The organism is Segatella copri (genome assembly GCF_051861805.1).
GTDB lineage: Bacteria > Bacteroidota > Bacteroidia > Bacteroidales > Bacteroidaceae > Prevotella > Prevotella copri_M.
In genome coordinates this window covers 2039989-2065602 of the sequence record NZ_CP146520.1, presented here as the reverse complement: position 1 = coordinate 2065602, position 25614 = coordinate 2039989, and the positions used below count along the sequence as shown (strand labels likewise).

At 48.2% G+C, this 25614-nt stretch carries 15 protein-coding genes; 8 read left to right on the top strand and 7 right to left on the bottom strand.

Translation table 11 applies throughout. The features are described 5' to 3' along the window. Positions 1-27: 27 nt before the first annotated feature. Complete coding sequence (locus tag V8Z93_RS07860) at positions 28-4008, bottom strand: hypothetical protein (RefSeq protein ID WP_439431194.1); 3981 nt, start codon at positions 4006-4008, stop codon at positions 28-30. Positions 4009-4794: 786 nt separating this feature from the next. Between V8Z93_RS07860 and V8Z93_RS07855 the strand changes: the two genes are divergently transcribed. Further along, positions 4795-5652, top strand: coding sequence for an Rpn family recombination-promoting nuclease/putative transposase (locus V8Z93_RS07855; protein WP_439431193.1), 858 nt, complete (start codon positions 4795-4797; stop codon positions 5650-5652). Between the two features lie 185 nt (positions 5653-5837). Here V8Z93_RS07855 and V8Z93_RS07850 read toward each other — a convergent pair whose 3' ends face one another. Genes V8Z93_RS07850 through V8Z93_RS07840 form a run of 3 tightly spaced genes read right to left on the bottom strand, consistent with a single transcriptional unit; the run spans position 5838 to position 9656 of the window. Beyond that, a complete protein-coding gene (locus V8Z93_RS07850) occupies positions 5838-6017 on the bottom strand; it encodes a hypothetical protein (RefSeq protein ID WP_439431192.1) in 180 nt (59 codons plus the stop codon). A gap of 27 nt (positions 6018-6044) precedes the next feature. Beyond that, on the bottom strand, positions 6045-8330 hold the full coding sequence (locus V8Z93_RS07845; protein WP_439431191.1) for a hypothetical protein: 2286 nt from the start codon (positions 8328-8330) through the stop codon (positions 6045-6047). Positions 8331-8354: 24 nt separating this feature from the next. Continuing rightward, entirely contained in the window at positions 8355-9656 is a 1302-nt protein-coding gene (locus tag V8Z93_RS07840) for a hypothetical protein (RefSeq protein ID WP_439431190.1), read from the bottom strand. Positions 9657-10530: 874 nt separating this feature from the next. Here V8Z93_RS07840 and V8Z93_RS07835 point away from each other — a divergent pair. Then, positions 10531-11436: an Rpn family recombination-promoting nuclease/putative transposase gene (locus V8Z93_RS07835; protein WP_439431189.1), complete on the top strand. Its 906-nt coding sequence runs from the start codon at positions 10531-10533 to the stop codon at positions 11434-11436. 207 nt (positions 11437-11643) lie between these two features. Here V8Z93_RS07835 and V8Z93_RS07830 read toward each other — a convergent pair whose 3' ends face one another. From V8Z93_RS07830 to V8Z93_RS07820, 3 genes are all read right to left on the bottom strand, one after another. Beyond that, positions 11644-13083: an amidophosphoribosyltransferase gene (locus V8Z93_RS07830; RefSeq protein WP_439431188.1), complete on the bottom strand. Its 1440-nt coding sequence runs from the start codon at positions 13081-13083 to the stop codon at positions 11644-11646. A gap of 145 nt (positions 13084-13228) precedes the next feature. Next, entirely contained in the window at positions 13229-15736 is a 2508-nt protein-coding gene (locus tag V8Z93_RS07825) for a DUF3943 domain-containing protein (RefSeq protein ID WP_439431187.1), read from the bottom strand. A 100-nt stretch (positions 15737-15836) separates the two neighbouring features. Next, positions 15837-17588, bottom strand: coding sequence for a phospho-sugar mutase (locus tag V8Z93_RS07820; RefSeq protein ID WP_218413576.1), 1752 nt, complete (start codon positions 17586-17588; stop codon positions 15837-15839). Between the two features lie 174 nt (positions 17589-17762). Between V8Z93_RS07820 and V8Z93_RS07815 the strand changes: the two genes are divergently transcribed. From V8Z93_RS07815 to V8Z93_RS07790, 6 genes are all read left to right on the top strand, one after another. Next, positions 17763-18074 (top strand): DUF4491 family protein, encoded by a 312-nt coding sequence (locus V8Z93_RS07815; protein WP_439431186.1) that lies wholly within the window; start codon positions 17763-17765, stop codon positions 18072-18074. 358 nt (positions 18075-18432) lie between these two features. Further along, positions 18433-18903 (top strand): 23S rRNA (pseudouridine(1915)-N(3))-methyltransferase RlmH, encoded by a 471-nt coding sequence (gene rlmH / locus V8Z93_RS07810; protein ID WP_203040963.1) that lies wholly within the window; start codon positions 18433-18435, stop codon positions 18901-18903. A gap of 270 nt (positions 18904-19173) precedes the next feature. Beyond that, positions 19174-22092, top strand: a complete 2919-nt coding sequence (gene uvrA, locus V8Z93_RS07805) for an excinuclease ABC subunit UvrA (protein ID WP_439431185.1) — start codon at positions 19174-19176, stop codon at positions 22090-22092. A 132-nt stretch (positions 22093-22224) separates the two neighbouring features. Next, positions 22225-22608, top strand: a complete 384-nt coding sequence (locus V8Z93_RS07800; protein WP_203040965.1) for a DUF1573 domain-containing protein — start codon at positions 22225-22227, stop codon at positions 22606-22608. A gap of 2 nt (positions 22609-22610) precedes the next feature. Then, on the top strand, positions 22611-23504 hold the full coding sequence (locus V8Z93_RS07795; protein ID WP_439431184.1) for an EFR1 family ferrodoxin: 894 nt from the start codon (positions 22611-22613) through the stop codon (positions 23502-23504). A gap of 173 nt (positions 23505-23677) precedes the next feature. Beyond that, complete coding sequence (locus tag V8Z93_RS07790; RefSeq protein ID WP_439431183.1) at positions 23678-25579, top strand: M6 family metalloprotease domain-containing protein; 1902 nt, start codon at positions 23678-23680, stop codon at positions 25577-25579. Positions 25580-25614 lie beyond the last annotated feature (35 nt).

Sequence of the window (25614 nt, the reverse complement as noted above, 5' to 3'; positions counted from 1 at the left end):
TTCTTTCATAATTCCTTTATCGTTTAATTATTTAACAATAAATTTCTTTCCATTCTTAATATAGATGCCCTTACGAGGTGTGCCATTTACGCGCTGACCCTCTAAGGTATAGATGGCTGCTGACTTGACAGATGAACCTGCCTGCATACCATCCGCCATATTGATGATGCGGATGCCGGTGGTAGAACTGTCGTCTGGCATTCCGATGCTGAACATCATGGCACGGGAAGGAGCCGACTGTGATGTCTGAATGTTCAGATATACACGATAAGGAGACAATTCGCCTTCGTGAATACCGAATTTACCACCTTCACGCAAACTGTAGCTTCCTGGTTCCAGAGTTGTAGCTGTATAGACACCGCCTATTGTGGCACTCGCCAAGTCATGACAGATAGGCATCATACCCGACTTGCCATCCCAGTCTCTCAGAGTCAGCGACTTGGCTGCTGGAGCTGCAAAGAAGTTGGCGTTATACTCTACATTCTGTGCCGTTGCAACCAATTTCTGAGCTGCGTTCTCTGCTGCAAGCTTAACAATCATCGGTGTGCCAGCCTTGATGTCTGACTGCTCATCGAGCATAAGAACGAACTTCAATACACTTGCATCATCTGTAGGCATGTGAATCATCATATCTCCTACAGGATAGCACTTCTCTGCGCCAGCAACATCAGCTGCTTTGATATCGAAAGGAAGGCAGAGTGTTACATAACCCTTCTGTCCCTCATTGAGCTGACGGCTATACTGAAGTTTCTTCACCGTGAACTGAGCCTTGGTATTGATGGCTGTAGAAGCATCGGTAAGGTTCAGTTCCTCGACATAGAACTTGCCATCTGTTGCCTCTGTTGCCTCCAGTGTTCCATCTGCATCTGCTACATACTTATGAAGAGTGCAGCTCTCGTTGCGGCAGCCCTTCTGGTAAATGTGCTTGTCGGCATCAAACTCTACTCCTTCAATGTCAAGATGGTATGTGGTAGACTTCAGAGTAGGATCATTGCCATACTTGATAGACTTATCATCTTTGTAACAATAATCATAAGCTGCAAAGTATACAGTATTGCCCTCCGCAGCAACAAGCACAGGATAAGCATCTGCATCAGTTTCAGAGAGTTTCTGATACCAAGCCAGTTTGCCTTCTGATGTACTTCCGTTGAGCAGGTAAGCCACCTCGCCGCTCTTCAACTGCTCTGCGGTGAATGCCTTGACCACGTCAGCTTCATTCTTACCGTCAGGATAGGTCAATGAGCCTTTTCCGATAGCCTTGACAGCTTCACCTGTCTGCTCAGCTCCATTGATGGTAAGCTTCGCGCTGCCGTTGTATGCCAAGATGCCAGAAGCGGTGATGGAGCCTTTGCTTATTCCAACAAGGAGACCGGCATAACCTGTATCAGAAGTAGCAGTAACATTACCAATGCCAAGCACATTGTTCAGGTTGCAGTTATTAGCAAATCCTATCAAATTTCCGACATGATAAGTTCCCGTTACATCGCCATAGTTGGCACTGTTCTGAATGGTTCCTGAGCCAAATTGTCCAACCATGCCGCCAACGCCTTCCGCACTTCCTGTTACGACACCATAATTGGCGCATAAAGTGATGGATTTGTTGACACCCTCATAGCTACCAACAACACCTCCTACATAGGATGTTCCCTTCACCATTGCTTGGTTTTCGCAGTTGATGATGTTGTCAATTGTACATCCTGCTATTCCGCCAACTTTATCTTTTCCTTCTACCGAACAGTTAGCCAAGGTCTTGATATTTTCAATAAAACAATACTCTTCGTATCCTGCCAAAATTCCAGTACATTCAGCAGTACTCTTCACTTTCGCATTGTCGAAAGTGATGTTCTTGATGCTGCCTTTACCTGCATAGCCGAAGAAACCGGCATAATTACCAGAGGTGGCATTGATGTAGAGATTACTGATGGTCTTCCTGTTGCCATCGAATGTACCTTGATACTTATTATCAGAGTTACCAATAGGAGTCCAGCTGAGTTCTGCTACCTGTGCATCAGCCTTATGGCATACAGTGCTCATATCAATTTCTTTCACATCATCGGCAATCTTTGCACAGGCGCTAGGGTGACCTTCATTCACGTAGTCACGGAACCACACCAGATGATCTGCCGTCTTCAGCACAAATGGTTCAGCCTCGGTTCCTTTACCAATCATGCCTGCTGGTAATTTCCAAACGGTCAGTTTTACATTGAGCTTGACTTCGCCTTCGATGGCATTGCCAGAGTATTCTCTTGCACCGATATAATAAGTGGTTCCTTTCGTTACATCGTAGGTGATTTTGAAGTCACGGTCATAGTCATCATCATTATAAGTCAAGTAAGATGCAGCCGTACGGCTCTCCCACAGGGTGCCATAGGTATCATGGCCGTTGCTGTTTGCCGTCACCTCTAATGTGCCATCTTCTGGAGCTGTATATTTATAAAGATTGTAACCGCTGATTTCATCCATCTCGCCAAATACCTTTCCAATTGTTATGTTATTGTCGCCGTTTGTCAAGAAAGGAATTTCCTGCTGGCACTTCGTGCACTTGTCGTTCTTATCATATTGGTGCCCAGTTGCTGATACTACAAGATTGCTCACCTCTTGTGTCAACAGCTCATCCGAGAAAGACTTATGGCAAAGATTACATTCCCAATATTCTATTGTGCCATCTACGGTGCAGGCAGCATCCACGGATTTGTGATGTGTGGGACTATCGCCATGCTTAATCGTAAATGTGCCCTCTTGTGCAGGCTTGGTATTGGTAAATGTACCTGTACTTTCCAACTCACCAGAACATTTCATTATCACAGGACTATCCGAATACACCTTATTCGCAGAACCAAGTAAAGGATAATCGTCGGTGTTCAGATTTTGCCCCCATTTTGCACTTCCTGAGACATTTTCCTGAAGTATAAAAGCAACCAATCCGCTCTTCAACTGTTCTGCAGAAAATGCCTTTATCTTTTCAGCAGATGTCAATGACCCAACTCCGATAGCCTTGACAGCTTCACCTGTCTGCTCAGCTCCATTGATGGTAAGCTTCGCGCTGCTGTTGTATGCCAAGATGCCAGAAGCGGTGCTGGAGGAATTTCTTACGTTTCCAACAAGGAGACCGGCAGGATCACTAGAAGTAGCAGTTACGTTACCAGTGCCAAGCACATTGTTCAGATTGCATTCATCAGCAAATCCTATCAAGTTTCCGACATTATCAGTTCCCGTTACATCACCATAGTTGGCACAATTCTGAATGGTTCCTGAGTCAAAATATCCAACCATGCCGCCAGCGCTCCCTCCCGAGCCTGTTACGACACCATAATTGGCGCATGAAGTGATGGATTTGGATTTGTCGTAACCTTTATACCTACCAACAATACCTCCTACACTTGCCATACTATTCACCCTTGCATGGTTTTCGCATTTGATGATGTTGCCCATTGCAGATCCTGCTATTCCGCCAACGGTATTAACTCCATCTACCGAACAGCTTTCTAAGGTCTTGATATTTTCGATAAAATTATTACTTGCTTGTCCTATCAATATTCCTGTAGATCTAGATTTAACAGTACTCTTTACCTTCGCATTGTCGAAAGTGATGTTCTTGATGCAGCCAGCATCAACAACGCCGAAGAAACCGACAAAAAAACCAGAGGTGGCATTGATGTAGAGATTTCTGATAGTCTTCCCGTTGCCATCAAATGTACCTAGATACCAATTGATAGGAATCCAGCTGAGCTCATCTGTATACGTGGTGCCATCAGCCGCATGGCAGAACTCTGCCAAGTCAATATCTTCAGTCAGCGTGGCTGAAATACTATTATTACCACTATTCACCTGGTCACGGAACCACGCCAGTTCAGCAGCTGTGGATATCTTATAAGGGTTGTCTGCTGAGCCATCACCACTGGAAGGCTGCGTTTGTGCCCATGCCCCCCCATAAGGCATGAGGATAGCCATCACGAGCAGCAGCATCGTGACGAGCCAATTCGGTTTGTGTAATTGTTTCTTTTTCATATTCAATAATTTAAATTAAATAATTGATGTAAAATTTTTATTTTGTATATTCACCTATTGACAGATAAATAAGTATCTGATTCACTCTGCAAATATACCAAAATTATTTGGAATAAGATGTATCTTTTCTCTGTTCATGTGTCACCTTCCTCTGTTCAAGGTGTCGCATTGGTGCAATGCGACGGGTAAATTTTGTTATTTAGGTGGTAAATTCTGTTTTTTCCGTTTTTCCCTCCCATTTTCTGAAAAACCATATCAGGAACGCCCCCGAGAGCCTAAAAAACCGAAAATGTAAAGATTCCGTCTTTTTTCAAAGAAAAACGAGGGGTTGTGAGCCCTAATCCAGCAACAGCATTCTTGCTTGCTGCGGATTGCAAATCCGCAAAGCCCAAATAGGTCAGGACATTTTTTGAAGGCGGATTACAAATCCGCCTGGACGCCTGGCGGGTTCGCCCCCATGAGCACCCACAGGCAACCTCCGGTCTCCGAAATGACCGAATAGGTCAAAAATAGGTGTGCATCTGTGAAATCTGTGGGAACTAGAAAAAACAGTGAAGAAGATTTGCGAAATTCAAGACCGAACAGGTCAAAATTTGCGAAATCCAAGACCGAGCAGGTCAAAATCTGCGTAATCTGCGAAATCTGCGTGACTTATACCCCTATACCCCTCTTCTTTTCCTTCTTTTTGAAAGAAAATCCCAGAAATTTTAGGAAGTTTCAATAAAAAAGTGTATCTTTGCGACAGAAATGCAATATTGCGTCCACGACCTTATAAAACGTAAGAAGATGGCAAGATTTATAGATCCACGTGTCGATTGGGCTTTCAAGCGAATCTTTGGAAGCGAAGACACTAAAGAATGCCTGATAACATTCCTCAACGGACTGTTTGAAGACGAGTTGGTAATCAAGGACGTGACGTTTGCCAAGACCGAAAAGCTTGGCTTGCGCCCCGATGACCGTGGTGTGGTCTTCGATGTCTATTGCATCACAAACGAGGACAAGCATATCATCGTCGAGATGCAAAAGAAAGAACAGGAATACTTTGCCGACAGGGCATTGTATTACACGGCACGTGCCATTGTGCAGCAAGGCGTTCGTGGAATCTGGGACTATCACTTGGCTCCAGTCTATACGGTATGTTTCATGGATTTCGTGTCGTCGAGTCCGATATTAAAGAAGTTTCGCACCGACTTGGTGCTTACCGATTTGCAGACACGCCAGCTAGTGTCCGACAGGATGCGTATTGTGTACCTCCAACTGCCCTTGTTCGACAAGCACACGGAGGCAGAGTGTATGGATATATTTGATTGTTGGATTTATATAATGAAGAATATGAACATGTTTGAGCAGATGCCATTCAGCGAGAAGTATCCAGTCTTCCGCAAGTTGGCAGAGATAGGCGACCTCCGCAAGCTTTCCCGCGAGGAACTTGAGCTTTATGACGAGGACATCAAGAATATGCGTGATATATATGCCACCAGAAAGTTTGATGAGAAGAGAGGAATGGAAAAAGGAATGGCGAAAGGTAAAGCGGAAGGTAAAGCGGAAGTAGCCCGTAACTTGTTGGCAATGGGTATGTCTTGGACTCAAATCATACAGGCTACTGGATTAACAGAAGACCAGCTGAAGCAACTTCAGTCGTAGTGTATGTACATTATCCACTAGTCGTTTTTCTTAGTATAAGTGACTATGCCAGGGCGGGCAGAAAAAATCTTCTGCCATAAAAACAATAAGGGCTGCAAACGGCATGATGCCGTCTGCAGCCCTTTCTCATTATTTATAAAATCCGAATCCTCAGATTACAAAATTATTTAATCCGAATCCTCAGATTACAATCCCTGACCTGGATATCTTGGATCATTAGTTCCATAACCCGGTCCCCAATCCTCGTAATCATCCTTTGGATTTTCTACTCCACTCGTCTGCATGATGCTGCAGGAATGCTCCATCTCGATTACCTGAATCGATGGTGCAAAATACTCTTTCTTCTTCATGAATTCTTTCATCATTTCTTTCATAATTCCTTTATCGTTTAATTATTTAACAATAAATTTCTTTCCATTCTTAATATAGATGCCCTTGCCAGGGGTGCCATTTACGCGCTGACCCTCTAAGGTATAGATGGCTGCTGACTTGACGGATGAACCCGCCTGCATGCCATCCGCCATATTGATGATGCGGATGCCGGTGGTAGAACTGTCATCTGGCATGCCGATGCTGAACATCATGGCACGTGAAGGAGCCGACTGTGATGTCTGAATGTTCAGATATACACGATAAGGTGACAATTCGCCTTCGTGAACACCGAATTTACCACCTTCACGCAAACTGTAGCTTCCTGTTCCCAGAGTTGTAGCTGTATAGACACCGCCTATTGTGGCACTCGCCAAGTCATGACAGATAGGCATCATACCCGACTTGCCATCCCAGTCTCTCAGAGTCAGCGACTTGATTGCTGGAGCTGCAAAGAAGTTGGCGTTATACTCTACATTCTGTGCCGTTGCAACCAATTTCTGAGCTGCGTTCTCTGCTGCAAGCTTAACAATCATCGGTGTGCCTGCCGTGATGTCAGACTGCTCATCGAGCATAAGAACGAATTTCAATACACTTGCATCATTTGTAGGCATGTGGATCATCATATCTCCCAATGGATAGCATTTCTCTGCACCAACAACTTCTGCTGCCTTAATATCGAAAGGAAGGCAGAGTGTTACATAACCCGTCTGTTCCTCAGTGAGCTGACGGCTATACTGAAGGTTCTTCACCGTGAACTGAGCCTGGGTGTTGATGGCTGTAGAAGGATCATCGGTAAGGTTCAGATCCTTGACATAGAACTTGCCATCTTCTGCCTTAGCCTCCAGTGTTCCATCTGCATCAGCGAAATACTTATGAAGAGTACAGCCCTCGTTGCGACAGCCCATGTGATAGATGAGCTTGGCTGAGTCGAACTCAGGACTGGTTAAAGTGGCAGATGCTACGTGAATCAATTCACTATCAGAAGAACTGTTGCTATATGAGGAAGTCGTTCCATCGCAGTAACGGAATGAACCATGATATACTGTATTGCCCTCAGCAGCTGTCAGCACAGGATAAGCATCTGCATCAGTTCCAGAGAGTTTCTGATACCATGTCAAGGTGCTTCCTTCGGTAGGAATAGATGTGGAACCATTCAGCAGCCATGCCACCTCACCGCTCTTTATCTGCTGTTTGGTGAATGCCTTGACCACGTCAGCTTCTACCTTTCCGTCTTCGAAAGTCAGACTTCGCTCACCAACTATTTTGATGTTCTCAGATGAATTATTCAGCAATGCCTCCTTGTTATAAGCTACAATACCCTTTGCGGTTAGTGTACCTGTACCACCTACATAACCTATAATGATTCCTGGATTGTTATGATTATTCGTCACATCTCCATAACTGAACACATTCTGGATACTGCTGTTACGATTCGTTTGTCCTGCTATGCCACCGGCATTCCAACCTGTGCTTATAATCTTGCCATAGTTGGCGCAATCTTCGATACTTATTCCATAAGCATCGCCTATGATTCCACCAATACGGCCATCATCGTTTTCAACGGTTCCGTAATTGGTGCAGCACTTGATGTTTCTATCAAGGCATTCACCTGCAATTCCGCCAACATTTCCTGTACCCTTCACGCTGGAGCGATTCTCGCAGTTTTCGAGATTTATTTTGGCCCATCCAACGATACCGCCAGTATCTTTTTGTCCTATAACAGTACAATTGTTTGTGGTTTTAATGCCCTTTATAGGTGCTGGAGGATATCCGTATGCTTTTCCTGCCAAGATACCAGTGTAATCTGTCTTCGTGCCTGTTGTGTTCACATTCTCCACCTTGGCATAGTCAAAGATAAGGTCTTGGATAGTCGCACCGTCAATATCGCCGAAAAGCCCCACATAGTTTTGTGCTGTCTTGATATAGAGATTGGAGATGGTATGTGCCTGACCGTCCATCTTTCCCTTCCAATGATTATCGTCATTGCCTATTGGAAGCCAACTCAAGAGTTCCTTGCCGTCTTCAGCCGCATGGCAATAGTTCTTGAGATCGATATCCGCAGTCAGCTTGGCTGATGCCGAAGGGTGAGTAGTTCCAGCTGCTTCGCCTTCGTCCACGATAGTTCCGTTCACATAGTCGCGGAACCAAGCCAAGTGGCAAGGTTTAGCTATCAGGTACACCCCATTTTCCTGTGAAGGCTTCACAGCCACATAATGCTGGCAACGGTCGCAATAGCCATCGTCATTGTTGTCGTGTCCAAGGGCAGGCTGATCTGCGTCCGTTACATCAGTCAATTCCTCGGTCAATTGGCTGTCGGAATATATCCTTTGTCAGTCTTGGCATTGCCAATATTCCTTGGTTGCCGCCTCTGTGCAAGTAGCGTCTGTAGCAACGTGGTGATTTGTCGTTCCGTGTTGATACTTGATTGCGGAACTGGTAGGATTGTTGGTGAAACTTCCCCTCACCACCTCATAGGTTTTGCAATTTACAAGCAAATCTTCAGTAGCATAAACCTGATGCTCCGAACCAATGACAGGATAGATGTCTCCATCATTAGCCAGATTTTGTCCCCATTTCGCTTCGCTCGAAGCGTTTTGCTGGAGCTGATAGGCAACAACACCGCTCTTCAGCTGTGCTTCTGTAAATCCTGTTGCGTTATCTTCTGAAGGCTTGCCATTTCCGAAGGCTTTAATCGTAATCTCTTGGCCGTTTGCATTCAGCTTTGCGCCACTATAGTATGCCACCATGCCCTCAGTGGTCCCATTGTCAGAATTGCCAAAAGCCATGCCTATATCTTGTGTTCTGTTAGTGGCAGAAACATTGCCATAGCTGAACACGTTCTGTATCTTGCCTTCGTTTACATAACCTGCCATGCCAGCAACATGCTCTGTACCTTTTACATCTCCATAGTTGGCGCAGTCTTGAATCGTTCCACTGATGAAATAGCCAACCAAGCCACCTGCATCCGTACCTGTTGCCGTTACATTTCCATAGTTGGCACAGGTGGTTATGGAACTATATTTTGCAGTACAGTAGCCCAAAAGACCGCCGACTCTTTCTTTTCCTTGTACCGTGGCGTAGTTCACGCAGTTGTAGGCGTTACCCCAAAAATCACCTGCAATACCACCAGTTTCTTTACCTCCTTTTATCTGGCAAGTATTTGATATTTTGATATTTTGAAGGTTGCTATTATTTGCATAACCAACCAAAATTCCTGTGTAAGTTTTCGTATTCGTCACATTTGCATATTCAAAGGTTAGGTTCTTGATTGTACCTTCCATGGTATAACCGAAAAGCCCCACATTATTCTGGCTTGCATTGATATAAAGGTTAGTGATGGTCTTTCTATTTCCATCGAAAGTACCCCTGTATTGGTATCCGTAATCATTCTTTCCAATAGGCTTCCAACTCAGTTCTTCTAAGTTTTGAGACTCATCAGCCGCATGGCATACTGTACTCATGTCAATGACCTCAACATCATCTGATATCTTTGCGCAGATAAAATTGTTTCCGCTATTCACCTGATCGCGGAACCACGCCAATTCCTCAGCTTTTGTGATGATGTAAGGATTGCCTGTTTTTCCGTCACCCTCTGACGGTTGACTAGCAGTTTGTGCCCATACCCCCCCCATAAGGCATGAGAATAGCCATCACGAGCAGCAGCATCATGACGAGCCAATTCGATTTGTGTACTTGTTTCTGTTTCATATTCAATAATTTAAATTAAATAATTGATGTAAAATTTTTATTTTGTATATTCACCTATTGACAGATAAATAAATATCTGATTCTCACTGCAAATATACAAAAATTATTTGGAATAAGATGCATCTTTTCCCTGTTCATGTGTCTACTTCCTATGTTCAAGGTGTAGCTTTGCTGCAATGCGACGGGTAAATTTTGTGATTTAGGTGGTAAATTCTGTTTTTTCCGTTTTTCCCTCCCATTTTCAGAAAAACCATATCAGGAACGCCTCCGAAAGCCTAAAAAGACAAAAATGTAAAGATTCCGTCTTTTCTCAAAGAAAAACGAGGGGTTGTGAGCCCTAATCCAGCAACAGCATTCTTGCTTGCTGCGGATTGCAAATCCGCAAATCCCAAATAGGTTAGGACATTTTTTTGAAGGCGGATTGCAAATCCGCCTGGACGCCTGGCGGGTTCGCCCCCATGAGCACCCACAGGCAACCTCCGGTCTCCGAAATGACCGAATAGGTCAAGAATAGGTCAAAAATCGGTGTGCATCTGTGAAATCTGTGGGAACTAGAAAAAACAGTGAAGAAGATTTGCGAAATTCAAGACCGAACAGGTCAAAATTTGCGAAATCCAAGACCGAACAGGTCAAAATTTGCGTAATCTGCGAAATCTGCGTGACTTATACCCCTATACCCCTCTTCTTTTCCTTCTTTTTGAAAGAAAATCCCAGAAATTTTAGGAAGTTTCAATAAAAAAGTGTATCTTTGCGACAGAAATGCAATATTGCGTCCACGACCATATAAAACGTAAGAAAATGGCAAGATTTATAGACCCACGTGTCGATTGGGCTTTCAAGCGAATCTTTGGAAGCGAGGACACTAAAGAATGCCTGATAACATTCCTTAACGGATTGTTTGAAGACGAGTTGGTAATCAAGGACGTGACGTTTGCCAAGACCGAAAAGCTTGGCTTGCGCCCCGATGACCGTGGTGTGGTCTTCGATGTCTATTGCATCACAAACGAGGACAAGCATATCATCGTCGAGATGCAGAAGAAAGAACAGGAATACTTTGCCGACAGGGCATTGTATTACACGGCACGTGCCATTGTGCAGCAAGGCGTTCGTGGAATCTGGGACTATCACTTGGCTCCAGTCTATACGGTATGTTTCATGGATTTCGTGTCGTCGAGTCCGATATTAAAGAAGTTTCGCACCGACTTGGTGCTTACCGATTTGCAGACACGCCAGCTAGTGTCCGACAGGATGCGTATTGTGTACCTCCAACTGCCCTTGTTCGACAAGCATACGGAGGCAGAGTGTATGGATATATTTGATTGTTGGATTTATATAATGAAGAATATGAACATGTTTGAGCAGATGCCATTCAGCGAGAAGTATCCAGTCTTCCGCAAGTTGGCAGAAATAGGCGACCTCCGCAAGCTTTCCCGCGAAGAACTTGAGCTTTATGACGAGGACATCAAGAATATGCGTGATATATATGCCACCAGAAAGTTTGATGAGAAGAGAGGAATGGAAAAAGGAATGGCGAAAGGTCGAGCAGAAGGTCTTGCAGAAGGTCGAGCAGAAGGTCGAGCAGAAGGTGAATTATCTAAAGGTTTGACTGTAGCCCGTAACTTGTTGGCAATGGGTATGTCTTGGACTCAAATCATACAGGCTACTGGATTAACAGAAGACCAGCTGAAGCAACTTCAGTCGTAGTGTATGTACATTATCGTGTATCTGTGAACCCTCACGCTTCCTACCCCAGAAGCGTTACATGACAGTTGTGACAGTTTTATTTCGCAGGGGGTATTACAATACCTTATAAAAATAAATAGGTCTAGCAACACCGCGTTTTGCGGGGTCGCTAGACCTATCTTATTATCTATCAAGAACTTTTCTTCTTATCTTTTTTATCTTCTTATCTTACTCCGCATCAGCAAACTCATCCAATGTATATGCACTGCTGCCATCAAAGCAATGGGTGCATACCTGGCACTTAGGAAGACCGATAGCCTCAACAAGCTGCTCGATGGTGTTGAACTTCAATGTGGTCAAGCCCAACTGGCGGGCTATCTCATCCACCATCTTCTGATACTGAGGAGAACCCGTGGTGGCATACTTATCCAAATCCTTGTTGGCATCACCCTCAAACTTCTCGATGATGCGGCGCGTAATCAGCTCCATATCACTCTTGGAAGAAGTGAAGTTGATGAACGGACATCCATATACCAATGGAGGACACGCAATGCGCATGTGGCACTCCTTGAGGCCAGCCTGGTCGAAAAGCACCTTCACGTTGTCGCGAAGCTGGGTGCCACGAACGATACTGTCGTCGCAGAACAATACTCGCTTGCCCTTCAGCATCGCCTTGTTAGGAATCAGCTTCATCTTGGCCACCAGCGAACGCATGCTCTGGTTGCTAGGAGTAAAGCTGCGAGGCCATGTAGGCGTATACTTGGCAATGCAGCGCTGGTAAGGCACACCCTTGCCGGCAGCATAACCCATCGCCATGCCCGTGCCCGAATCAGGAATACCACTGCAGCAATCCACCTCCACATCATCCGTCTTGGCAAGATTGAAGCCGTTGGTGAAACGCGCCTCCTCCACATTCTTGCCCTCGTAGGTAGATGTAGGGAATCCGTAGTAAACCCAGAGGAAAGAGCAAACCTGCATCTTCTTGTTGGCAGGACGAATCTGCTCCATGCCATCAGCAGTAATCTTCACGATTTCGCCCGGTCCCACCTCGTGTACGGTCTCGAAGTCGAGATTAGGGAAGGATGTACTCTCGCTGCTCACGGCGTAGGCATCCGCCTTCTTGCCGATGATGAGAGGCGTACGTCCCCAACTGTCGCGCGCACAGATGATGCCATCCTCGGTGAGGATTGTCATGGTGCAGGAACCCTTGATGTGGTGGAATACGTTCTCGATGCCCTCGCGGAAGGTTTTGCCCTGAATGATGAGCAAAGCCACCAGCTCGGTGGGGTTGGTACTGCCTGAAGACATTTCTGCAAAGTGCATGTTCTTGTCTAGCAGGTGCTGAGTAAGTTCTTCCTTGTTTACAATCTTGGCTACGGTGCAGATGGCGAAACGGCCCAGGTGTGAGTTCATGATCAATGGCTGCGCATCTGTATCGCTAATCACTCCGATACCCGATGTGGCACCCTCAAACTTGTCGAGGGTTGGTTCAAACTTAGTTCTGAAATAAGAGCTTTCGAGGTTGTGGATAGAGCGCACGAAGCCCTTCTCACTACTGTAGGTTGCCAAACCGCCTCGACGGGTGCCGAGATGTGAGTTGTAGTCGGTGCCGTAGAAAAGATCTGCGACACAGCTTTTCTTGGAAATAGTTCCGAAAATGCCTCCCATAAGAGTATAATTCTATGTTTTATGTTTGAAATATGGGTGCAAAGTTAATATAAATTCAGAAAATATGCAAAACTTTTTGCGATTTTTCTGCAAAAAGATGAAAATGATTAACGCTTGCACCCATATTTTATACATTATTATGTTTCTAGAACTGATATTGCAATCCCAGACTCAGGTCGAATGTCTTGCTCCTGACATCGTCGTGATAGGAGTAATGCGTATCGCGCCAATAGTTCGACACGTTGAAATCGAGCTTCAGGCGATTCGACAGGGCGAGCCCGAAGCGGGCATTCACCACGAGCAGCGAGGCATTGCCCTTGTCGCCCTGGGCGTTGAGATAGAGCGGGTCGGTGGTAGCCAGGTCCTTGCCCTCGTAGCCCTTCCAGGTGAAGATGCGGTAGTAGTCGGCTCCTATCTGGAAGCTCGCCACCTTGCCGAACTCCATCAGGCTGATGGCCTTCACGCTGTAGCCGCTGCCCATGTTGTAGTCGCGGTCTATCACATTATAATAATCGGTGAGACTGCCGCCCAGCAGGATGCCATCCACGAAGATGCGCTGCTCCAGTTTGGTGAGATTGCCCACCTGAGGGAAGCGGTAGATGATGCCGGGACCCACCGACGCTGCCTCGGAGATGCGATATGGCACAAGACTGGTGCCATCCTTCACCGGCTGCGAATCGTAGTAGTTGAAGTGCTGGAAGATGCCGAACTCCATCTCCGTGCCCTTGGTCACCTCCACCGGCACGCTCCACAGGCGGCCCAGCAGATGCAATCCCGTGATGAACGGCTGGTTGCTGCTCAATCCGAAGGTGGCATCCAGCGTGAAGTAATCGTATGGCTTGGTGGTGGCACCATCGAACGGGTCGCCATAAACCAGATTGAATCGCACGTAGGGATTTCCCTCGCCACGGAACAGCGTATTGTTATCGGCAAGATAGCGATAACCCGCTGATGCTGAGAAGCTGACAGGACTGCGACCATAGTCGTGATACTTGTAATATCTGCCACGCACGCGCCAGGCATCGCCGCTCAATATTCGGTTCAAGCCCTTGATAGGACAGATGATGGTGCCCAGGAACTCTCGCCAGAAGCGTGGGAATCCGCGCAGCCGGTCGTCGTAAACCAGGTCGCTGATGCGATAGGTTACTTCGCCTAGGCACACGCCGCCAATGGTGGTAGCCATCAGGTCGTTGATGGCTGGCGGTTCTATCTCGCAGGTAGTCTCCCACATCAGGCTTCCGCAGAAGGAGTAAGGCACTGATTCCCAGAAGTTCATGCCGTGGGTTCGGGCGGCGTTGAAATAGAGTCCGCCGTGGTAAGGATGGGCGAAAAGATTGGTGGAGAACTGGTCGTTATCCCACACGAATCCGTTCTGGATATTGTGCTTGATGCTGTGGAAGGAGATCTTGGCGAACTCCTCGTTCATCACAAACTGGTCGAAGCACTGCACGCCCACGTTGATGGCGAATGCCTCCACTGCCGCCTTCCAAGGGTGCTTCTTCTGCCGATCGGGGTCATCGAAGGCAAAGATACTCCCCTCTTTCCAGGCCTCCATATCGAAATCTGACAAGGCAGAAGAGGAGGATTTTCCTGAAGATAATTTTTCAGAAGATGATTTTTCAGAAGATGATTTTTCAGAAGAACCTGGGGCATAGAACGCCTGGTTGCGTTGCAGCTGGAACGCCAATCCCGCCTCCAGGATGGCACGACTGCGATATCTGCCGCCATGATAATAGCGGGTGTCGCCATAGCCCACGGAGGCGAAGGCGCTGGTGTATTTGCCCAACTGGTAGTCGGCATTGATGCGAGCCTGCAGGGAGTAGAGTCGTTCGGGCTTATCCTGCGAATTCTCCTGGAAGGATTCCACGTGATAGAAGCCCAAGTCGCCACTGATTGAAAACTTTGGCGAGAGCTGGAAATACTGTCCGATGCGATAGAACAGGCTGCCCGAGAATTTCTCGTCCAAGCCGAAGTAATGGGTGCCGATGCCTAATATATTATAGGTAGAGCGGTTGCGGAAGCGCACGGCGAAGTTGGTCTTGGTGGCTGAACCGCCATAGAGCATGTAATCGATGCGGGTATGGGGGTTCACGTTGACGAGACCTATCTTGTGCGCCACGGTATCGCGGCTATAGTTGATGACGCCTATCTGCACACCTCGCGGATGGCTCACGCAGACATTGAGGATGCCTATCTGCGAACCGTTGAGGGTATCGGCATAGTTGTATCCGCCCACCTGCAAGCCGCGCATATACGAGGAACTTACGTTGGCGGAAGCAATCTGCAGTCCCCTCTTCATGCCCATGGAGACATTAGAGAGTGCGCTGAGCTGCACGCCACGGAATGGCGAGGAGGATACATTATTGAATAAGGACAGCTGTACGCCGTTGCCACCCTTCACCACATTGGATACGCCCGAAATCTGAACGCCCCTCATATCACCGCCCACGGAGTTGATGACGCCAGCCAGGCTGAGTCCCCTCATCTGCTTGTAAACCACACTGGAGAAGGCGCCCAGCTGAGCCCCTCGCAGCGTATCGGGCGAGCAGAACAGCCCCACGTTTCCGCAGCTATAGCCCTGGGCATAGCCGGCAGAAGGTGCAAGCAGGAGCAAGAGCCCCAAACTGATGATCTTCTTTCTTTTCCTATTCATGAACTAAAATTTTATAAATCAAAATGGCGAGAGGTCAGGATGACCCCTCGCCGAAAAAATGCGCATTATCATGTCCCCTAATAATGCACAAAAAAATCTTTTAATCCAGCTTCAAGCTCTTCTTGATAGCCTCAATCTTATCCATCGCAGCAGCTGTGCAGCGGTTGTAGCAGCCAGCGCACTTGAATGAAGGATCCTTTACTTCAATATAGAACTTAATCTTAGGCTCTGTACCTGATGGACGGACACTCACCTTGGTGTTGTCATCGCAGAACCACTGGAGCACGTTGCTTGTAGCAGGCATATCGAGCTTCTCTACGCTGCCGTCAGCATGCTTAGTCTCCAGGCTCTGGTAGTCCTTCCAGGTAACCACCTTGCTGCCACCCAACTCCTGTGGAGGGTTGGCACGGAAATCTGCCATCATCTGCTTGATCTCGTCTGCACCAGTCTTACCAGGGCGAACCACGTTAACAGTGAACTCCTTGCTGAAGCCATACTCTGCGTAAATCTGCATCAAGAGGTCGTAGAGAGTCTTGCCCTGATCCTTAGCCCAGGCTGCAATCTCGCAAATCAGGCAGATAGAAGCAGGAGCATCCTTATCGCGTACCTTATCGTATGGCAAGAAACCGAAACTCTCCTCACCACCACCGATGTACTGCTGCTTGCCCTCAGAGATGGCTATCTCGCGTGCAATCCACTTGAAACCAGTGTAGCAGTCGCGCAACTCTACGTTGTTCTTCTTGGCAATCTCGGCGATAACCTCTGTAGTTACGATGGTCTTAACGAGGAAGTCTGTTGGCTTCAACTTGCCCAACTTCTTCTTGTTCTCGATGATGTAGTAGCAGAACATCATGGCTGTCTGGTTACCATTGATGATCATCCACTCACCCTTGTCGTCGCGGCAAACGATGGCAAGACGGTCAGCGTCTGGGTCGGTAGCTACCACGAGGTCAGCGTTCAGCTTGGTACCGAGCTTCATACCGAGGGTCATAGCCTCAGCATTCTCCGGGTTAGGAGAAACCACTGTTGGGAAGTTGCCATCTACAACCATCTGCTCAGGCACTACATTGATGTTCTGGAAGCCCCAAGAACGAAGGCAGAGAGGCACGATGACGCGACCTGTGCCGTGCATGGCAGAGTAAACGATGTTGAGGTCCTTCTGGCGGTTGATAACATCCTGGTCGATCATTGCCGAGTGAACGGCTGTCATGTAGTCGTAATCCATCTCACCACCGATAATCTTGATCAAATCCCAGTTAGCCTCGAACTTCACCTGGTCGATAGTCACCTTGTTCACCTCCTCGATGATACCAGTGTCGTGTGGAGCCAAAACCTGAGCACCATCGCTCCAGTAAGCCTTGTAACCATTGTACTCCTTAGGGTTATGAGAAGCAGTTACGTTGACACCAGCCTTGGCACCGAGCTCACGGATGGCGAAAGAGATCTCTGGTGTAGGACGGAGGCTCTCGAAGAGATAAGCCTTGATGCCATTGGCAGAGAAGATGGCAGCTACGGTCTCAGCGAAGAGACGGGAGTTGTTACGGCAGTCGTGACCTACCACTACAGAAAGGTTCTCCTCGCCTGGGAAAGCCTTGAGGATGTAGTTAGCGAAGCCCTGAGTAGCCATACCAACAATATACTTGTTCATGCGGTTGGTACCTGCGCCCATGATGCCGCGCAAGCCACCAGTACCGAACTCCAAGTTCTGATAGAAGGCATCAACGAGTGCTGACTTATCCTCAGCCTCGAGCATTGCCTTAACTTCTTTACGAGTTTCTTCGTCGAATGCAGGTGTGAGCCACTGCTGTGCTCTTTCTTCACACTGCTTAATCAATTCTGCGTTATTAGCCATAGTTGATTCTATTTTGTTATTAATTATAGTTCAATCAGAGGGTTGTGCCCGAAAACAGCACAATATTTCTCTTTTTGCGTACAAAGATAAATAAAATATTTGAGAAACCAAACAAGATTGGAGTTTTTTTTGTATTTTTGCACATTGAAAAAGAAATGAAATAAAATAAAGCTTATGGAATTATATTATACTGGCGTGATCATCGCCGTTTCCACCTTTTTAATAATAGGAATCTTCCATCCTATCGTTATCAAGGTTGAGTATCATACGGGCACCCGCTTTTGGTGGGTGTTTCTGGTGTGCGGCATCATCAGTGTGGGTGCCGCCTTCCTGGTTGCCAACGTGCTCTGCTCGGCACTGCTGGGCGTGCTGGGAGCATCGTGTCTATGGAGCATCGGCGAGCTTTTCGAGCAGAAACAGCGCTGCGAGAAAGGCTGGTTCCCGAAGAATCCGAAACTGGAAAAGAAAGGATACTATAAGAGTTAAGAGCTTAGAGTTTAGAGTTTAGAGCTTAGAAGTCATAGCTTACTGAACTTTCGCATGTGGTTCAAGTACGGGCTGAAGGCCCAAAAGCTCCTAGCCCAGGGCATCGCCCTGGGTATGATGGCAATCAGCAAGACGCCCTGTAAGGGCAAAAGCTTTATGTTTTGTCTGGAGTTTTAAAGCTTTTGCCCTTACAGGGCGACAGGTTTGCGTCCGTAATTACCCAGGGCGATGCCCTGGGCTAGGGGCTTCTGCCCTTTCAGGGCGTGTGGGACAAAACTTGCGAAAGTTCAGTAGCTTAGAGCTTAGAGTTTAGAGTTTAGAGCTTAGAAGTTATAGTTTATAGTTTACTGTTAAGGAAATGAAGACAGAATTGATATTGGTCGGAAAGACCGTGAACAAGCATTTCGTGGCGGGCATCAAGGATTATGCCGAGCGCATCACCCACTACATGCCCTTCAACATCACCACCATCCCGGAGCTCAAAAATACCAAGAGCCTCAGCGAACAGCAGCAGAAGGAACGGGAGGGTGAACTGATTCTGAAGCAGATTCAGCCTTCGGATACCGTGGTGCTGATGGATGAGCACGGACAGGAGTTCCGCAGCATCGAGTTTGCCAAGTGGATAGAGCGCAAGCAGGCCACTGCCCGAAGACTCGTATTCGTGATTGGCGGCCCCTACGGCTTCTCGCAGGCAGTGTACGACCGCGCCAACGAAAAAATCTCGCTCTCGAAGATGACATTCTCCCACCAGATGGTGAGGCTCATCTTCACCGAGGCCCTCTATCGCGCTTGCACCATTATAAAAGGAGAACCCTATCACCACGAGTAAAGGTACCTTCGCCGAGGGAGTGTCATTATTCATCGGATTACGCGGAATAAACGGAACCTTAACCGCCTTCACCGGATTACTCACGGATTTTAAACGGAAACTCGACCTGACGGTCGTGGCGATACCCCCTAAAGCGGGAGTGCTACGGCGCTAGCCCAATGGCCGAAAGGCCAAATCCGTTTAAATTCCGTGCGTAATCCGTGGAGCAAGAATGTTCTGTTAACTCCGCGTAATCCGATGAAAAAAGAATGATAAAGAAGAAAAAAGAAAATGCCAAAAGATAAATATATAGAAATAAAAGGGGCGAGAGCCAACAACCTGAAGAATATCGACGTGAAGATTCCACAGGGCAAATTCGTGGCCATTACGGGAGTCTCAGGGTCGGGAAAATCTTCTCTGGCTTTCGATACCCTATACGCCGAGGGCCAGCGCCGCTACGTGGAGTCGCTGTCGTCCTACGCCCGTCAGTTCCTGGGAAGAATGACCAAGCCTGAGTGTGATTTCATCAAGGGATTGCCGCCAGCCATCGCCATCGAACAGAAGGTGATAGCCCGCAACCCACGCTCCACCGTGGGCACCAGCACAGAGATTTACGAATACCTGCGACTGCTCTTCGCCCGCATCGGAAAAACCTATTCGCCTATCAGCGGACAGGAGGTGAAACGGCATACCACGGAGGATATCCTTGCCTGCACCCGACAGTATTCCAAGGGCACCAAGTTCGTAATCCTCGCCCCAATCCATGTCATCGAAGACCGCACCCTCAGAGAGCAGTTGGAGATGTACATGCAGGAGGGTTATGCCCGCATCATGCAGAAGGGTGAATTCATCAGAATAGAGGATTTTCTGGAAACTGGCGATGAGAATTCCGAAAGCAAGGAGCTTCTGGATGCGAGCGGTGAAGAACTCATCCAGATGCTGAAAGAGCAGAACCGGGAAATCTATCTCGTTATCGACCGCGCATCGGTAAGCGACGAGAAGGATGACATCAGCCGACTCTTCGACTCTGCCGAAACCGCCTTCTACGAGGGCGACGGCGCCTGCCGACTCGTCTTCCCACCAAGCAACATCTGCTACGACTTCTCCACCCGATTCGAAGCCGACGGCATGAAATTCGAGGAACCCACCGACAATATGTTTGCCTTCAATTCGCCGCTGGGCGCCTGCCCTACCTGCGAGGGATTCGGAAGCGTCATCGGCATCGACGAGAAACTCGTGATTCCGAACACTTCGCTGAGCCTCTACGACGGTTGCGTGGTGTGCTGGCGTGGCGAGAAGATGGGCATGTGGCTCAAGGAATTCATCCGCCGGGCAGAACCTTACAAATTCCCTATCTTCAAGCCGTACTACGAGCTGACGCAGCAGGAGAAAGACTGGCTCTGGCACGGACTGCCATCTGAAAAAGACCGTGATCCGCACGACCGTGTGAGCATCGACGAGTTCTTCAGAATGGTGAAGGAAAACCAGTATAAGATTCAATACCGCGTGATGCTGAGCCGATTCAGAGGCAAGACCGTGTGCCCCGACTGCCACGGAACCCGACTCAGAAAGGAGGCGAACTACGTGAAGATTGGCGGCAAGAGCATCACCGAACTGGTGGATATGTCAATCGTGAACCTCAGCGCCTGGTTCAGAAACCTGGAACTATCGGATAACGAAAAGGAGATAGCCAAGCGCCTGCTCACCGAGATTACCCATCGCCTGCAATTCCTGCTGGATGTGGGACTGGGCTATCTTACGCTCAACCGACTGTCGAATACCCTTTCCGGAGGTGAAAGCCAGCGCATCAACCTGACCACCAACCTGGGGTCTTCGCTGGTGGGAAGCGTGTATATCCTGGATGAGCCGAGCATCGGACTCCATAGCCGTGACACCGCCCGACTGATCAAGGTGTTGCGAGAGTTGCAGGAACTGGGCAACACCGTGGTAGTGGTGGAGCACGACGAGGAGATTATGCGGGCAGCCGACTATCTGATAGACATCGGTCCGGATGCCGGACGCCTGGGCGGCAGACTGGTATATGCCGGTCCGCATTCAGAATATTCCACCACCGATCCTGCCGAGCAGCAGGCGTTGCTGGAGAAATATCCCGAGAGTCACACCATCCAGTATCTCACGCACCACGAAACCATCGACCGCCCATCGAGCCATCGCATCTGGAACCGATTCATCGAAATCAAGGGCGCCCGGATGAACAATCTGCGTGGCATCGACGTGAAGATTCCACTCAACGTATTCACCGTGGTAACAGGCGTATCAGGATCGGGAAAGAGTTCGCTCATCAAGGGCATCCTCTACCCAGCCATGCGCAGAAAGCTGGACCTGGTGGCTGATGCTCCGGGCGAATATACATCGATGGAGGGCGACGTGGACGCCATCAAGCACGTGGAGTTCGTAGACCAGAATCCTATCGGCAAGAGCACCCGCAGCAACCCTACCACCTATCTGAAGGCATACGATGCCATCAGAAGCCTCTTTGCCAACCAGCCGCTCGCCAAGCAGATGGGCTTCACGCCGCAGTACTTCTCCTTCAACACCGAGGGCGGAAGATGCGAGGAATGCAAGGGTGCAGGATACGTAACCATCGAGATGCAGTTTATGGCCGACCTGACGCTGACATGCGAGGCATGCAAGGGCAAGCGATTCAAGCACGACATCCTGGAGGTGCACGTGGCAGGAAAGAACATCAACGATGTGCTCAACATGACCGTGAACGAGGCCATCGAGTTCTTCAGCGACGAGAAGAACCAGCTCCATGAGGGCGACTTCGACTTCTGCCGCACCATCGTGAGCCGACTGAAGCCGCTGCAGGATGTGGGACTGGGATATATCAAACTGGGACAGAGTTCTAGCACGCTTTCGGGCGGTGAGAACCAGCGCGTGAAACTGGCTTATTTCATCAGCAAGGAGGAGCAGGCACCAACGCTCTTCATCTTCGACGAGCCAACCACGGGTCTCCACTTCCACGACATCAAGCGCCTGCTGAACGCCTTCAATGCCCTGATAGAAAGGGGTCATTCGCTGGTGGTCATCGAGCACAATCTTGATGTAATCAAATGTGCCGACTACATCATCGACCTGGGCCCTGAGGGCGGCGACAAGGGCGGCAACCTGGTGGTGGAGGGAACTCCTGAGGAAGTGGTAGCCTGCCGAGAGAGTTTGACGGGACAGTTCCTTGCCAAGCTCTAAAATTCGTTGCTAATTAATAAATATCGCCACTTATTTTATAAATAATGTAAAAAAGTGGCGATATACTAAACTTTATATGTAATTTTGCATCCAAATAGATAAAAGAAATCTAAAGATAAGAAAGGATATAAAATGAAAAGAATCATATTGGCTCTGACCATGCTTGTAGCCATGGTAACAAGCGCCTCTGCCCAGGCAGAGATCAAGTTTGAGAAGGTGGTACACAACTTCGGCACCTTTGAGGAGACTTCGCCAGTTCAGAAGGCTACATTCACCTTCACCAACGTGGGCAACAAGCCTCTCGTTATTAATCAGGCCATCGCCAGCTGCGGTTGCACGGTGCCTTCTTACACCAAGCAGCCTATCGCTCCTGGTCAGAAGGGGCAGATCAGCGTTACTTACAATGGCAAGGGCATGTTCCCTGGCCACTTCAAGAAGAGTATCACCATTCGCACCAATGGCAATGTGGAGATGTCACGCATCTACATCGAGGGTGTGATGAATGAAAAGAAATAAGCATGATATTTTATTTCTCAGGAACAGGAAATACAAAGTGGGCGGCGTCAAAACTGGCGTCGGCTACTCATGAAGACTTGATTTCCATCGCTCCCTACATGAGGGCTGATGATTCAAGCCATACCCTAGACGAGCCGTTTATTCTGAAAGAGAATGAACGGCTCGGATTCGTTTTCCCCGTACACGGCTGGAGGGTTCCCAAGCTGGTAAGGGAGTTTATCGGAAAGATGAAGGTTCAGAGGGCAGAACCGGATGCTGAAAGAAATTCGGTCTCAGCAGAAAGCAAGACTTCATCGGATGCTGAAAGAAATTCGGCCTCAGCCAGAAATCAGCCTTTCGCCTATTGCGTTTGTACGGCGGGCGACAGCATCGGCCTCACCATCGAAAACCTGAACGAAGTTATCTCTCAGAATCCGTCGCTTCAAACCCTGGGCATCACGAAGGTATCTTCCTCCTACTCCCTCATTATGCCGGAATCCTACGTGGGTCTTCCCTTTATGGATGTAGACCCTAAGGAGAAGGAAATCTGGAAGAAATCGAAATCGGCTCAGGAACTTGCCGTGATTTGCGAGGAGATTTTCGACCGGAAAGAAGGTGTCAATCGATTGGTAAAAGGACCTATCCCATGGTTCTTCACCAAGGTAGTGGGCGGTTTCTTCGAGAACGTGCTCATCACCGACAAGCGATTCCATGTGGAGAAAGACAAGTGCGTGAAGTGTGGCATCTGCGCCAACGTCTGTCCCGTGGGCGATATCAAGGGCGGTCATGGCGAATATCCCGAGTGGCTTCACCACAAGGATTGCCTCACCTGCTTCACCTGCTATCACCATTGTCCGCATCACGCCATCGAATTCGGAAAGCAGACTCAGAAGAAGGGACAATATTATTTTAAATAAAACAACTTGAATAAAAAAGATTCAAACTCAAGTTTCGTAAGTGAGCTCCACACGCCCTGAAAGGGCAGAAGCTCCTAGCCCAGGGCAGCGCCCTGGGTAATCATGGACGCAAGTTTGTCGCCCTGTAAGGGCAAAAGCTTCAAATAAAACAACTTGAATAAACAAAAAAATCAATGAAAAGAACAATACTAAGCTTAGCTTTTGCCTTGCTGTCAGCCACTTCCATGTTCGCGGCAAAGGCACAACCAGGCATCTGCCAGGTTCAACTCGCCGACGGCAGCATCGTCTCAGCTTCACGCTTTGGCGATGAAAACTTCTGCTATTACATCACCACCGATGGAACTCCGCTGAAACTCAACGCCAGCGGAAAATACGAAAAAACCACCATCCAGGAACTCGAGGCACAATACTCCGCAGCGATGCAGGCACGACAAATCAAAGCCAATCTGGTTAACCAGGCTTATCAGGCAAATCAAGCCAGCAGAGCCAGCGGCATCAACGCCCAAAACAGATACTTCCCTCATACGGGCAGTCCTAAGGCCCTGGTCATCCTCGTTGAATTCCCTGATTTGAAATTCAAGAGCAGCGACCCAGTGGCTACCTTCAACCACTATCTCAATGCCGAGATGGGCGAAGCAGCTCCGGAGGCCGATGCAGCCGTATATTCCCAGAAATCCAAACACACCAACTATGGATCCGTAAGAGAATACTTCAAGTTCTGCAGCGAAGGAAAGTTCACCCCTCAGTTTGATGTGGTGGGCCCTGTCACCATGAGCGAAAGCTACGCCTATTACGGAAAAAACAGAAACAGCAGCGACATCGACCAGGGCAACGATCAGATGCTCAGCGAGGCATGCGCCAAGATAGACAGCCAGGTGGATTTCTCGAAATATGATTCTGACGGCGATGGCGTCGTAGACCTGGTATACATCATCTACGCCGGCTATTCCGAGAGCATTTCGGGCAATGACGCCAATTGTCTCTGGCCGAAATCGGGAACCACCACTTTCTACCGATACGACGAATACGGCAAGAAGAAGGGCATATTGATGTGCGATGGCAAGAATTTCTCACGCTACGGCATCAACAATGAACTAAACGGCAAGCCATCAGATACAAAGAATGGCCTCTACCAGATTAACGGTATCGGACTTTTCTGCCACGAGTTCTCGCACACCCTGGGCTTGCCAGACCATTATCCAACCCAATTCCCAGCCAATACATCCGACAACCAGAGTCCGGAATTCTGGGATCTGATGGATGCGGGCGAATACACCTACAATGGCTATCGCCCTACCCCATACACCCCTTGGGAGAAGATGCTGATGGGATGGGTGGACCCTATCACGCTGAGTGCATCGGAAGCCGAACAGCTGACCCTGGAACCATACGATGTGGCATCGAAGGCCTATAAGATTGATGCCGACGTGAACGATGAAAACTTCTCCATCAACCCGAACTACACAACGGGCTATGTGAGCGACCAGACCAAAAAAAATCTGAAGGAGAGAGCCCAGGGCGAATTCCTGCTGCTCCAGAACATCCGCAACGAGGGCTGGTACAAGTATCTCACGGGATATGGCATGCTGGTATGGCGCATCGACTATGCCGACAAAAACACTGTAAGTCTGGGCGATTTTCCTAACGACGAAAAGGGCATGCCAAGAGTAATGGTGGTGCCTGCCGATGGTCTCGTTATCAACCAGGCAAACTGTGGCGACAACAATACCTACAAGTATACCTGGGATGAATATACCCTGAGTCTTCAGAACGACCCGTTCCCAGCCTATAACGCAGGCGAAGACGGCAAGGACATCAACAGCCTCACCCAGGTGAAGTTCAACTGGAGCACCCTGACCACCCGTCCTCTCTACAACATCAAGAAGGATGAAGCCACTGGCATGGTAACCTTCGACTACCTGAAGGATTTCGCTGCCGATGCCGCCGTCAAGGGCATCACGATGGATGAAGACAACCAGCCAACGAAATACTTTGACCTGGAAGGTCGCAGCGTGCAGACCCCGAAGAAGGGTCATCTGTATATCACAAACAAAGGAAAGAAAGTGGTTTTCTAAAGAAAGTAGTTTTCTAAAGAAAGTAATTTTCTAAA

Coding starts and splice junctions, on each gene's coding strand:
- V8Z93_RS07830 (WP_439431188.1), bottom strand. CDS start 13,083: ATGGGAGGCATTTTCGGAACTATTTCCAAGAAAAGCTGTGTCGCAGAT.
- V8Z93_RS07815 (WP_439431186.1), top strand. CDS start 17,763: ATGGAATTATATTATACTGGCGTGATCATCGCCGTTTCCACCTTTTTA.
- V8Z93_RS07825 (WP_439431187.1), bottom strand. CDS start 15,736: ATGAATAGGAAAAGAAAGAAGATCATCAGTTTGGGGCTCTTGCTCCTG.
- V8Z93_RS07855 (WP_439431193.1), top strand. CDS start 4,795: ATGGCAAGATTTATAGATCCACGTGTCGATTGGGCTTTCAAGCGAATC.
- rlmH (WP_203040963.1), top strand. CDS start 18,433: ATGAAGACAGAATTGATATTGGTCGGAAAGACCGTGAACAAGCATTTC.
- V8Z93_RS07790 (WP_439431183.1), top strand. CDS start 23,678: ATGAAAAGAACAATACTAAGCTTAGCTTTTGCCTTGCTGTCAGCCACT.
- V8Z93_RS07820 (WP_218413576.1), bottom strand. CDS start 17,588: ATGGCTAATAACGCAGAATTGATTAAGCAGTGTGAAGAAAGAGCACAG.
- uvrA (WP_439431185.1), top strand. CDS start 19,174: ATGCCAAAAGATAAATATATAGAAATAAAAGGGGCGAGAGCCAACAAC.
- V8Z93_RS07850 (WP_439431192.1), bottom strand. CDS start 6,017: ATGATGAAAGAATTCATGAAGAAGAAAGAGTATTTTGCACCATCGATT.
- V8Z93_RS07800 (WP_203040965.1), top strand. CDS start 22,225: ATGAAAAGAATCATATTGGCTCTGACCATGCTTGTAGCCATGGTAACA.
- V8Z93_RS07840 (WP_439431190.1), bottom strand. CDS start 9,656: ATGGGGGGGGTATGGGCACAAACTGCTAGTCAACCGTCAGAGGGTGAC.
- V8Z93_RS07860 (WP_439431194.1), bottom strand. CDS start 4,008: ATGAAAAAGAAACAATTACACAAACCGAATTGGCTCGTCACGATGCTG.
- V8Z93_RS07835 (WP_439431189.1), top strand. CDS start 10,531: ATGGCAAGATTTATAGACCCACGTGTCGATTGGGCTTTCAAGCGAATC.
- V8Z93_RS07795 (WP_439431184.1), top strand. CDS start 22,611: ATGATATTTTATTTCTCAGGAACAGGAAATACAAAGTGGGCGGCGTCA.